This is a genomic window from Candidatus Acididesulfobacter guangdongensis, assembly GCA_004195045.1.
GTDB lineage: Bacteria > SZUA-79 > SZUA-79 > Acidulodesulfobacterales > Acidulodesulfobacteraceae > Acididesulfobacter > Acididesulfobacter guangdongensis.
Map to the genome: position 1 here is coordinate 150,110 of SGBC01000002.1, position 13,288 is coordinate 163,397.

At 32.5% G+C, this 13,288-nt stretch carries 10 protein-coding genes; 8 read left to right on the top strand and 2 right to left on the bottom strand.

Going from position 1 to position 13,288, the window contains the following annotated elements:
- Positions 1–21: 21 nt before the first annotated feature.
- Positions 22–861: a biotin--[acetyl-CoA-carboxylase] ligase gene (locus EVJ46_04835; protein RZD16357.1), complete on the top strand. Its 840-nt coding sequence runs from the start codon at positions 22–24 to the stop codon at positions 859–861.
- 98 nt (positions 862–959) lie between these two features.
- Positions 960–1,889, top strand: a complete 930-nt coding sequence (locus tag EVJ46_04840; protein RZD16358.1) for a type III pantothenate kinase — start codon at positions 960–962, stop codon at positions 1,887–1,889.
- Here the strand turns inward: EVJ46_04840 and EVJ46_04845 are convergent.
- Positions 1,886–2,644: an MBL fold metallo-hydrolase gene (locus EVJ46_04845; protein RZD16359.1), complete on the bottom strand. Its 759-nt coding sequence runs from the start codon at positions 2,642–2,644 to the stop codon at positions 1,886–1,888. The genes EVJ46_04840 and EVJ46_04845 overlap by 4 nt on opposite strands.
- Positions 2,645–2,882: 238 nt before the next feature.
- Between EVJ46_04845 and EVJ46_04850 the strand changes: the two genes are divergently transcribed.
- The 6 genes from EVJ46_04850 (at position 2,883) to EVJ46_04875 (ending at position 11,948) form a co-directional block, all read left to right on the top strand.
- On the top strand, positions 2,883–4,856 hold the full coding sequence (locus tag EVJ46_04850) for a HAMP domain-containing protein (GenBank protein RZD16360.1): 1,974 nt from the start codon (positions 2,883–2,885) through the stop codon (positions 4,854–4,856).
- Positions 4,857–4,892: 36 nt separating this feature from the next.
- Positions 4,893–6,362 (top strand): sigma-54-dependent Fis family transcriptional regulator, encoded by a 1,470-nt coding sequence (locus tag EVJ46_04855; protein RZD16361.1) that lies wholly within the window; start codon positions 4,893–4,895, stop codon positions 6,360–6,362.
- Between the two features lie 773 nt (positions 6,363–7,135).
- A complete protein-coding gene (locus tag EVJ46_04860; protein ID RZD16362.1) occupies positions 7,136–8,662 on the top strand; it encodes a hypothetical protein in 1,527 nt (508 codons plus the stop codon).
- 90 nt (positions 8,663–8,752) lie between these two features.
- Positions 8,753–9,091 carry a P-II family nitrogen regulator gene (locus EVJ46_04865; protein ID RZD16363.1) on the top strand — a complete coding sequence of 113 codons (339 nt, stop codon included), beginning with the start codon at positions 8,753–8,755 and terminating at the stop codon, positions 9,089–9,091.
- 81 nt (positions 9,092–9,172) lie between these two features.
- Positions 9,173–10,501, top strand: a complete 1,329-nt coding sequence (locus EVJ46_04870) for an ammonium transporter (GenBank protein ID RZD16364.1) — start codon at positions 9,173–9,175, stop codon at positions 10,499–10,501.
- A 325-nt stretch (positions 10,502–10,826) separates the two neighbouring features.
- A complete protein-coding gene (locus EVJ46_04875; GenBank protein ID RZD16365.1) occupies positions 10,827–11,948 on the top strand; it encodes a PAS domain-containing protein in 1,122 nt (373 codons plus the stop codon).
- Here the strand turns inward: EVJ46_04875 and EVJ46_04880 are convergent.
- The gene (locus EVJ46_04880; protein ID RZD16366.1) at positions 11,932–13,260 is read right to left on the bottom strand and encodes a DUF1015 domain-containing protein; all 1,329 of its coding nucleotides are present in this window, start codon (positions 13,258–13,260) and stop codon (positions 11,932–11,934) included. The genes EVJ46_04875 and EVJ46_04880 overlap by 17 nt on opposite strands.
- Positions 13,261–13,288 lie beyond the last annotated feature (28 nt).

Here is a 13,288-nt window from a genome sequence, read left to right on the forward strand (position 1 = left end):
TCATGGAGGATAATTTAACATATGAATGCCATTAATGAGTTAGATTATATTGATATTTTTGAGATAAAAAAACATCTTAAAACAAATTTTATAGGAAAAAATATATTTTACGAAGAAAAAGTAGGTTCTACGAACTTAATGGCGAGGGAGCTTGCTGTTAAAGGTGCTAAGAACGGTACTGTGGTTATTGCCGATACACAGGACAAAGGCAAAGGCAGAAACGGAAAAATATGGACGTCCCCTAAGGCATGCAATATATATCTGTCTATTATATTGAAACCCAAGTTCACTCCTGAAGCTGCCAACGGCATGACTATTCTGGCGGCAACGGCAGCTGCGGAATCTATCAAAGAAATTTCCTCTATTACTCCGCAAATTAAATGGCCTAACGATATTTTAGTAAATTCAAAAAAGGTCTCCGGAATTTTGACGGAAATGAGCACTCAAAATAATATTATAGAATATATTATCATAGGAATAGGTATTAATGTTAATCTTAAAGAAGAAGATATTTACGAAGATATAAAAAATGTAGCTACGTCTTTATATATCGAAAGAACAAAGGAACTCAAGCAATTAAACGAAGATAACCTATTTATAAACAGAAATAATTTGATAATAAGTTTTCTTAATAAATTTGAGAAATATTATGAAACGTTCCTATCCACCGGTTTGTCGTCGATACTGCAAATTTATCAAAAATATTTTGGAATGATAGGAAAAGATGTGGAAATAAATAGTGAAAATCACAAGATTAAAGGTCAGGTTGTCGGTATAGATTCCAAAGGAGCATTATTGTTAAAAACCGGCGAAAATGAATTAGAAAAAGTGGTTTCCGGCGAGTTGACCGTTTTGTTATAACTTATTAATTTATTAATAGGTTATAACAAACATATTATTGCAGGTTTATTGCCGGCTTAATATTGAAAATTAATAGTCTAATAGTTTTTTAATACCTTATGTTTTTATCCTGCGATATCGGCAATACAGACACCGTATTCGGTGTTTATAATAATTCAGACGGCAATTACAATGATGAAGAGAAAGATATATTCAGGGTGTATAGGATTTTGACTTCTGAAATATGTTCAGAACGGGATATTTTCAGCACATTAAACAGATTATTTTTTAATGATGGCATCAGCATAAGCGATATAGAATATATTTGTGTATCTTCGGTAGTTCCATCCCAAAATAAATTTTATAAATTGTTTTGCAGTCTGTTAAACTGCCGTGCAATTTTTATTTCTTCGGTTTCAAAAACAGGTATTAATCTAATAGTTGAAAACCCTGAGAAATTAGGTGCAGACCGCATTGTCAACGCAAGCTACGCATATCATCTAAGCAAAGAATTTCAAATAATAGTTGATATAGGAACAGCATTAAAAATTGATATCGTTGATGCAGCGGGAAATTTTAAAGGAGGCATTATATTTCCCGGGTTAAAAACTCTTGCAGTGTGTCTTAATGAGAAAACAGCATTGCTTCCGCCGATAAATATAAATGAACTGAGCCGCAACAAAAACAGCGGCAATGTCCTGAACAGTGACAATAAAGACGTTAATAACGGTTTCAGCGAAAATTATAATGACAGCGGCAATGAAGGTAACGAAACTGATATTAATAGCAATGATACTATACAGTTAATAGGCGACAATACAATTAAAGCAATACAGTCGGGATTATTATACGGCACTATATTTCTGATAGAAGGTTTTATAAAAGAAATTCAGAAGCAATATAACAAAACGGAATGCAAAGTTATTTTTACCGGCGGATTATCTAATATTATCGCTGATAAATGCAGGATGAAAGGCTTAAAAATAATTGACGGTTTGTGGACGATAAAAGGTTTAAAATTTTTATATAAACTTAATACGGCAGTCTAAATTTCAAACGTAAGACCGTCAAAAGACGGAAAAATATTTGGCGGCAGGCTGGCGGACAGTTTTTCGTATTCGATTTTATGTCCCATATGCATCAGATAAGTAAACTTCGGCTTCAGTATATTTGATATTTCAATAGCCTTGGCTACGGTCAAATGCGTGGGATGTTCGTCATATCTGAGAGCGTCAATCATAAGTACTTTGATGCCTTGCAGCAATTTAAAAGATTCTTCCGGTATTTTTGAAACATCGGTCAGATATGCTAAGTCTTTTATTCTATAACCGTTTATCAGCTGATTGCCGTGAAAAACAGGGACAGATTGAATATCTATATTTTTAAAATTAATTTTATTGTCAATTATAACATTTGGTATCAAATCAGGCTTGCTGGATTGCGCCTTTTTTTTAAAAATGTAATCAAATCTTGTCGTTATAGTTTCTATATCTTTTTCTGATGCATATATGGGAATTGCCCCTTTTTTAATATAATTGAACATTCTTAAATCATCAATCCCGAATAAATGGTCGGCATGCGTATGGGTGTATAACACTAAGTCTATCTTGAGAATATTAAATTTTAAAGCCTGAGCTCTTAAGTCCGGCGTTGTATCTATGAGACAGTTGACATCATTTTCTGTTATAAGTATGGACGGTCTTAATCTTTTATTTTTTGGATTTTCAGAAGTACATACTTCGCAATTGCAACCTATTAAAGGCACTCCTGTTGATGTTCCGCTGCCGAGCACGAGTATTTTCATTTATTTAAACTACGAAACTATGTATTATATTATATATTATTAACGCATATAATTACGGTTAATTTATTATATCAGCTAAATGTTGTATAATTATCGTATGACCGGCAGCAATACAACAATGCAGCCGGACATTTACATTTTATTATAAAATAAATCGCTTGGCAAGTTTTATGAAGCAAAATCTACAAAACATTTTTAAAAAATTAATAGAAAATAACCTGTATTCTTATTATAAATAATGAAAAATAAAAATAAACTTCCTGCAGAAAAAACGCGTATCAAAAGAGAAATAATTTTTATTTTTATCGGAATATTTTTAGTTATTGTTTCTACTTTTGTAGAAACAAGAATGCTTTCGTTCGCGGATGTTTCTATAACTTCAAAAATTATTGTTTACGCATATATCAATGTAACTATAATTTTATTTTTTTTAATGCTGTTTTTGATTATAAGAAACATTATAAAACTTTTTTTAGACAAACGAAAGAACGCACTTGGTTCAAAATTGCGCTCTAAACTTGTCGCTTTATTTGTATTAGTAAGTCTTATACCTTCTTTTTTTATGTTTGCGGTTATAATTGCCGCTGGATTTTTTGCTAATGGGATTAACAAATGGTACGTCCCGGGCATTGAAAAAACTATGGGATATTCGCTGAAAATAGCAAAGTTTTTAGATAGCCATAAGCCGACTAATAATATATATAAATATGCTCGGCGCAATTCCGTTCATTCAGCTAACTCAATATCTACAGATAAAATAGATAGAATAAACAGAATGGCTGACTATATAAAGCATTTTTATGCAGAATATTGGCAGGTCGGATTCTTAAAAAATCCTATAGAAACAACATATTTTATCTTATTCTCAACTTTTACCCTTCTTATTCTGTTTATTTCTATATGGGTTGGATTTTATCTTTCCAAAAAAATAACAGAACCGATAATAAACCTTGTCAAAGGAACGGAAAAAATAGCTTCAGGCGAGTTAGACGTAAATATTAATTCGGGTTCCGACGATGAGATAGGTATGCTTATAAATTCATTTAATAATATGGCTAAGGATCTTAAGAAAAATAAAGAAATCATTGAAAATGCCAATCTGAATCTTAAAAACATCAATACTGAAATTGAAAGAAGAAGAAAATATATAGAAATTATTTTAAAAAATATAGGCACCGGCGTTATTACTATTGACTCTTCCGGAAAGATTAAAACAATAAACAATGCGGCAGAATATATGTTTCAGGTTAATTTTCAGGAAGCAGCAAATAAAAACTATAAAGACGTTTTCAGCAAGATTACTTTTTCTGAAATAAGGGAAATTATAAAAAATCTCGCTAAAAATAATAAAGAAGAAAGTATTACAAAAGAAATGAAATTAAATATAAACGGTAAATTGCATGTTTATATTATTAATGTTACGGTAATGAAAGATGAAAAAGATTCTTATATAGGATTTATCATAGTTATCAATGATACCACCGATATGATGAAAGCGCAGAGAATAGCCGCATGGGAAGAAGTTGCAAAGAGAATTGCGCATGAAATAAAAAACCCCTTAACGCCGATAAAATTGTCTGCCCAGAGATTAAAAAGAAAATTCGGAGACAAATTAGAATATGATAATAAAATTTTCAACGATTCTATTGATATTATAATTAAAGAAGTTGATGATTTAAAAGGTCTTGTAGATGAATTTTCTTTATATGCCAGACTGCCTAAGGCAAATTTTAATTATGCCGATGTAAATTTATTAATAGAAGAATCTTTTTCTTTTTATAGCAACGCGCATAAAAATATACAATTTATTCATAATAATAATATAAACAGAGATATACCGTCAGTTTATATAGATAAATTGCAGTTTAAAAGGGCTATAATAAATATTCTTGATAATGCGGTGTATAGCATAAATACCAATCGCAGGCATATACGGGAAAAAGGAACGAATTTCATTAAAGCGGAAACGTTTTTTAATCAGGAAAGCCAAATCGTGATGATGAAGATATCCGATACTGGCTCAGGCATTGAAGAAGAAAATCTGCCGAATATATTTGAACCTTATTTCTCAACGAAAAGGGGCGGTACAGGTTTAGGGCTTGCTATAACCAGAAACATTATTACCGAAAATCACGGGATAATATATGCGCATAATATTTCTGACGGCGGCGCGGAGTTTGTTATAGAAATAAAACTTGTAAACGATATTTAATATAACACAAAGGTATTAAACGGTATAAAAATAACTATGAAATCTATACTTATAATAGACGATGAAGAAAGTATAAGAAAATCACTTGAGGGGATTTTTATCGATGAAGGCTATGGCGTAATTTCAGAAGAATTCGGAGAAGAGGGGCTTAAAACTTTTTCAGAAAAATTGCCTAATGCGGTATTGCTTGATATCTGGCTTCCTGATAGCGACGGCACTGCTATTTTAAATTCTATGGTTAAAATTAACAAAAATATTCCCGTAATTATGATATCCGGACATTCAGATATAGATACGGCAATTAAAACAATAAAAATAGGCGCCTATGATTTTATAGAAAAACCGCTTTCTTTAGAAAGGGTTCTTATAACTGTTGAAAATGCGCTAAAATTTAATGAATTAAACGAAAAAAAAATTGTTCTGGCGGAAAGCATACCGGGGCATGAAGATGAATTAATAGGCAATTCCGATAAGATTAAGGAATTAAAAAATAAAATATTAAAAGCGGCAGTTTCAGATGCCCCTATTTTAATCACCGGAGAGAACGGGACAGGAAAAGAATTAGTTGCAAAATCTCTGCATTTTAACAGTTCAAGATTAGAAGAACCGTTTATTGCTATTAATTGTGCCGCCGTCCCTGAAGATTTAATAGAAAGTGAGCTGTTTGGTTATGAAAAAGGGGCATTTACAGGCGCATTGTCGCGCAAAAAAGGCAAATTTGAGATTGCAGACGGCGGGACGCTTTTTCTTGATGAAATAGGCGATATGAGTTTAAGAATGCAGTCAAAAATTTTAAGGGTTCTGCAGGATAATAAGTTTCAGCGTGTGGGAGGGGAATCCACAGTAGAAGTTAATACGAGAATTATTGCTGCAACAAATAAAAACCTTGAAGATGAGATAAAAAAAGGTAATTTTAGAAGTGATTTATTTTTCAGGCTTAATGTTATACCGTTTTTTGTTACGCCGCTCAGGGAAAGAAAAGAAGATATACCCATGCTTGTCAATTATTTTATTGATAAATTTAACCGCAGCAATAAACAAAAATTATATATAACTATTGAAGACGATGCGGTGGAACTTTTTAAAAATTATTCATGGAAAGGTAATGTAAGGGAATTAAAAAATATTATAGAAAGATTTGCGATAATGTATTGCGGCAGCCAGATAACAAAATATGATGTTGCAAAGGAATTAAAAATAGATATAGAATATTTCGGAGATAAATTAAACAATGCTGCCGACCCTGAGATTTCAGATTCGGATAATTGTATATACAATATTCATGATAACAATGCAATAAGTAAATATATCGGTATAAACTCTTTAAGAAAAGCAAAAGAAACATTTGAAAGAGATTATATAATTTCAAAATTAAAGGAAAATAATTTTAATATTTCAAATACCGCTAAAAAAATAGGAATGTCCCGCAGAAATCTCCACAATCGAATAATTTTACTGAATATAGATAATAATATTCATAATATCTGCAGTGAAATTAAAGAATAATTAGTAATCCAACTTCACTATAATTATCAGTAATACATTGATATTACTATATATATGGGGCAATAAAAAAGTCTATGCGAGTACAAAATAAAATATAAAATATAATAATATCAATATGTTATAATTTTAGAATAATAAAAGTGGTTAAGTTGGGATAAGGTTAATTAAGTTAATTATAATTAAAAACTATCGTCCGTAAATTTCAGCAATCCATTTCTGCCTATAATTTGTTCAATTATTGGTCAATATATAAAATGATTAAAATTTATGCACTTATGTTGACTAAAAATTAGGCATAACTGCACTATCTCTCCATTCGTAATTTCTTCCCAAACAGTTTGTTATTACGCCGGTTGTTAATCAGAACGTACGATTTTTCATTTTTATAGATGATAACTTGTTAATATTATTTTGTTTTTTAAATTATGCCTCTATGCTGATATTCATGCTGCCGCATTAATGCGGATCAGTACTCTAATAGATAATGCAATCAGCAATACCGGCATATTGCCGTTAATTATGCTTGAGCCCGGTTAAAATAAAAATTATGGCACTATTATTGCATTGATATAAAAAGCAATTATGCAGAAATTAATTTTTATATGTTTTATCTGATGACGTTATAACGGCAATCTAATTTTAATTTTAATTTTAATTTAATTTAATTTAATTTAATTTCCATTTTATTTTATTTTATTTCATTCCATTTTAATTAAATATTCTTTAACTATTTTAACAACTGTTATTTTACAAAATTTTAAGGGGAGGAAGTTATGAAAGCTGGTATCAGAAATAGCAAGGACGGGAAAAACCGTGTGAGGCAGAGTAATAATACTATGAATCCGGTATTAAACTCAATAAAGTTAATGTTTTTAGTTTTATTAGCGGTATTTTTTGTTTCAGCCGTTGTTGCAAAAAAGTCTTTTGCAGCTGAAGCATTGTCTTCGGGAGCCGGAAGCGCCTTTAAAAACGCGAATAGTCCGAAAGCTGAATACGGCAATACCGACAGCGCGGCGCTGAACTCTCTTACGCTAAAAATGAATAAAATTTCTAAAGAATTAAATAAACTGAAAGCAGAACAGCAAAGTTCAAATTCCTATTTTTCGAATATTCAGCTTCTCGGGACGCTGATAGCTTCTTACACATATAATCTTGCTAAACCGAACGGCTATAACGGCAATTACGGCGATAACTGGCAGCCCGACGGTTTTGCGGTTAATAATGCCGACATTACATTGAGGCGTTCCCCCGGAACAGACTCTAATCCGTATGGCGTAGGCTTTCATATTTCATTGGATTTCGGTCAGAATATCCAGTTTTATAAAGCATATTACGGAAATCCATCCTACTTTACGCAGCCTATGCAGGACAGAACCCCTTACGACGTAAGGCAGGCTTATATCAACATAAATTTGCCGGTCGGAAGCGGTCTTGATGTACATATAGGTAAAGAAAAAGAACAGCTGGGATTTGAAAATTTCAATCCTATCAGAAACTGGAACGATACATATTCATTGCTGGACGATGCCGAGCCTGCAACCTTAACAGGCATATTTCTAACGTATAATTTTGTTCCGCAGCTTACTTCAACATTGGGTATTGCTAATACGGATAATGCGGCAGTGCCGATTGATAACCTGCCGGTAATAGAATTAAACGAGTCTTATACGCCTGTGAGCGTCCTGACTTTTAACGGCGGATTTATCTATGGAGCAAACAGCTATTTTATAGCGTCTAACTCTGCAAATAATAACACGCCTACATTAGAACAGGACAATCTGAATAAATCGTTTTACAGCTATATAGACGCTCAGTACAGCCCGGACAACGACTGGTCTTTCGTGGCTGATTACGAAGTGGGTCTCGGAGGAGGAATTAACAGCGGTGTTCTAAATACCGAATGCAGCGGATTAAGCATAAGCAATTGTGGGATTCAATATCCTTCTTCTTTAATTCAGACTTCAGATTCTACGTACGATAAGTCTCATTTTAGCGGGGCGGCGGTCTATATTCATCATCAGAAAAATTATTCAATAGGAATGTTCGGAGAAACATTAAGGGAAACGCTGGCATTAGACCCCAACGGTATGTGGGAAGCTACGAGCACCCCCGGAGTATCAAATACTTATTTAGATACTACTCTTACGTTTGCTTATCAGCCTTCTGACGCATTATTTAAAAGCACGCAGTTCAGACTTGAATTTGAGCATCAATCGGATAATCATCATGTTTATGCAGGCTTAACCGAAAACCACAGCGTGCAGAACACGGTAAATTTTATGGTTCTGTATAGTTTTTAGGCAGTTATAGTTATAATTTAAATTTTTGCAGTGATATTAGCGCAATATGATTTCTATTATAAAATTTTTACAATGGAGGAGGTGAAAAAAATGAAAAAAATTGAGGCTATAATTAAGCCGTTCAAACTTGATGATGTCAAAGAGGCATTAAATAAAATCGGGATTCACGGTATAACAGTGACTGAGGTTAAGGGTTTCGGAAGGCAGAAAGGACATACGGAGTTGTACAGAGGAGCAGAATACAGGGTTGATTTTGTCCCTAAAACAAAACTTGAGATAATATCTTCTGACGAGATAGTTTCCGAAATAGTTGAAGCTATTGAGAAATCTGCAAAAACCGGAAATATCGGAGACGGGAAGATATTTATTTCTCCTGTTGAAGAAGCTATAAGAATCAGAACGGGCGAAAAAGGAGAGTCTGCAATTTAGTTTTGTGTATTTTATAATAATGATGATTATCATTATGATTATAATTTAAAGAGATACAATTATATAATCTGGAGAATAATTATGAAAAAAATTAACGGAATTCTAACAGTTTTCGGAGGGCTGTTTTTAGTTCTCTTTGGCTGGGCTACACCCGTATTTGCGGCGACTACCAAGGTGCCAAAGTTTGTTCCGGGAAATATAGCGTGGGTGCTGGCTTCTTCAGCGCTTGTGCTTATAATGACACCGGCATTAGGGTTTTATTACGGCGGTATGGTCAGAAAAAAGAACGTGCTGAATACTATATCGCTAAGTTTTATTACAATATGCACGGTAAGTATTATTTGGATACTATGGGGTTATTCTATAGCGTTCGGACCGGATGCTTTTTTTGGGATTATAGGTAATCTTAAGTATTTAGGATTGGCTGCTATGGGTGTAAATCAGCATTCTAGGTATGACGGCACTATTCCTTCTTTTATTTACGTTATGTTTCAATTAATGTTCGCTATAATAACGGTTGCGCTTATCAGCGGTTCTTTAGTGGAGAGAATAAAATTTTCTTCATGGGTAGTTTTTACTGTAATATGGCTTACCGTAGTCTATGCTCCCGTAGCACAGTCGGTATGGGGTGTAGGAGGGTTATTTAATAATATGGGTGCGCTTGATTTTGCCGGAGGAACGGTCGTTCATATAAATTCCGGTGTTGCAGGTCTTGCAGGCGCATTAGTCCTCGGCAAAAGAAAAGGATATATGAAAGAAAATATTATTCAGCCTAACCAGCTGGCTTATACAATCTTGGGCGGCGCATTATTATGGTTCGGATGGTTTGGTTTTAATGCCGGCAGCGCGTTAGAAGCTAACGGTCTGGCGGCGTCTGCTTTTCTTGTAACAAATACTGCTACCGCCGCCGCTGCAATAAGCTGGATGGTTGCGGAATGGATTCATAGCGGCAAGCCTACAACGCTGGGAATGATTTCCGGTGCGGTCGCAGGTCTTGTTGCTATAACGCCTGCTTCAGGTTTTGTTAACCCGCTCGCGTCTATTGTTATAGGACTTGTAGTCGGTGTTCTATGCTATTCTATGGTAGTTTTTGTAAAACCTAAACTTGGCTACGATGATGCGCTGGACGCCTTTAATGTTCACGCTATCGGCGGAGCATGGGGAGCGCTTGCGACAGGATTATTTGCCGACCCGCTTATAAATCCTGGACACAGCGGCTTATTTTACGGCAATCCTTATCAGGTTGTAATTCAGCTGATAACCATTGTATCGGTCGCCGGTTATTCTTTTATAATGAGTTATATAATATTTAAACTTATAGATAAATTTATGGGCTTAAGAGTGAGTAAAGAGGAAGAAGCTATGGGTCTTGATATCACTCAGCATGATGAATCCGGTTATAATCTGTAAGTAAAATAACTTACTTAGAACTCTTAATAAAAACAAAGATGCTTATAATTAAGCAGCAACATTAATTTATTTGATCCTTCATGGCTTGTAAAAAAACATTGTTAAATTTGTTTTTAGCCATGAAGGATTTTTATATATAATGTATCATGTATAAAAAATAATGATAAAATATAAACAGTTAATAAATTAAAGAATAATACCAAAGAATAAAACAGCAAATTCAACAGAATATTTTAAAATTTTTGATGATATAATATTTTTTAATCTTGTTAATTTTTTCATGAAAACACAACCTTTCTGATAGAACAAATAATTTTATAGAATTATGGATATTAAATTTAAACTTATTTTAAATAATATAAATTATTCAATAATTCTTTTTAATGAAGAATTAACGATTGAATTTTTAAATATTGCCGCTCAGGAACTTACAGGATATTCGGATTATTTCTCTTATTCCAATCACTTAAACGCAAACCAATTTTTTCATAATAATAAATATATTATAGCTAAGATAAATGAAGTTATGAAGACTGGGGAAGGTTTTATTGATTTTGATTTTGAATTTTATAAAAATAATAGACAAAATAATAAGAGGTCAATAATAGTCGAGATAGCTAAAATTAATGATGACGAGAAATATTATATACTTATATCCATGAAAGATATAACGAGATTTAAAGAAATGGATAATATTATTAAAAATGAAGAAAAGCTGCAAAATTTTTCAAGATTTATAGCCGAAATTTCCCATGAGATTAGAAATCCGCTTGGCGGAGTAAAGGCTTCCGCATCATATTTAAAAAAGAAAATTATTGAAGAACACGATTCTCTCCCTGAAAGCTTAAAAGAGTTATCGCAGTTTACAGAAATAATTGTCAAGGAGATAGACAGAATTAATATTTTGATAGAAGACTTGCTGTCATTATCTAAAAATCATAAAATAAATGCGGAAATGCTCAATGTAAATAAAGTTATAAACGAAATCATCGAAATAGAGACTGCGGTTAATTCAGAAAAGAATATAAAATTTATTAAAGAATTTGACCCAAGTCTGCCGGAAATATTTGCTTCAGAGGATGCTTTAAAACAGGTTTTTTTGAATATAATAAAAAATGCTATTGTGGCTGTTCAGAATAAAAATAAAGGATTTATCAGAATCACTACAAGAATTGATGCCGAAAGAAATATTCCAAAATTTATAAAAATAATTTTTTCGGATAACGGCGTAGGAATCAGCAAAAAAGATTTTAATAAATTATTTGAACCGTTTTTTACTACTAAAGAAAAAGGCACAGGATTGGGACTCGCAATATCGCAGAAAATTATTTTTGAACACAACGGTTTTATAAATGTGAAATCAGTGAAAAATAAAGGCACGGATGTAATTGTTTATTTGCCTGAAGGGAAAAATAAAAAAATCGCGCATCCTATAAATCATACATAACGTTTATTGTCAGACCCGATATTATTTTTGGATAAAAAAAGGTAGATTTTTGAGGCATTCTTAAATTAAGCGATGCTATTTTTGTAACATCTTCAATTTTTGTCGGATTCATTAAGAAAACGGCTTCTATTTTTTCTTGTTTGTTATTATTATTGCAGGTATTATTTTTACCGGATATGCTGTTTATCGCATTCAAAGCATCTTTTTCATATATAATAAACCGCTGATTATCTATATCCGACTGTTCCATATGCAGAATATTTTTAAAAATATAGTTTTGCAATATTGAGACGTCTAAGCGTTCCAACGGATTATCTATAGTATTCTTAACAGTATCTTTTAAAGAGATTACAAAATATTTTCCTGATTCGTGAATAAATCCGAATGATGAATTATCCTTATTTTTATTGAGGTCGTTGACAATGTTTTGGGCGTCTGACTGTATAACGGTAAAATTTTTCTCAATTTCATTTATAAAGTTTTCAAGTTTTATTTTTTTATTAATTATGCATCTGTGAGTAGGCAAAATAATCATTCCTTCCTGATTAATCGGAGCGAAATACATCATGCAGTAGTCTGCGTTGATTTTTTCATTATTGCTGCCGGCAGATTTTATATAGTTTCTAAAATTTAAACATGTTTCAAATCTGTGATGACCGTCCGCAATATATATACTTTTATCCTCCATTTTCATTTTTACAAAATCAATTAAATTTTTGTCAACAATTCTGTATAACTTATGTGTTTCGTTTTTATCGTCTGCAAATTCAGAAATTTTACAGGCGTTACGGTTTTCAATAGAATCGGTTATAAAATTGACTATAGATTTGTCGTTGTCTTCAAATATAGAGAAGATAGAACTGAGATTGGCTTTTGTAGCCTCCATTAGTTTAAGCCTGTCTTCTTTAGGCTTAGCGAGGGTTTTTTCATGACCGAAAATCTGTGAATTTTCTTTCTGCTCCGGTAGTTTAAATAATGAAATAAAACCTATCCGCTCATATTTTTTACCTTCAGACGTAAAACCTTGCAAATATAAATATATTGCCTCTTCAGGTTCGCGGATCAGAATATTTTCCCTGCTCCATTTATTTAATAGTTCATCGGCACGGATATATTTATTGTCGGCAGGAGAATCATCATTATTTTCTTTGCCAAGGATAAGTCTTATAATATTGTATTCAGATCTTTTGTGCAGTGCGTCCTGAAGTTCTTTGCTTATAACGTCATAAGGCGGAGCGGTAACCTCATCAAACTTAATTTTGTCGGTATTATAAATATATGGCTTAAAAGGAGCTATTACAGTTTTTTGCATAATATATTATATCTATTATTTTTTAAAT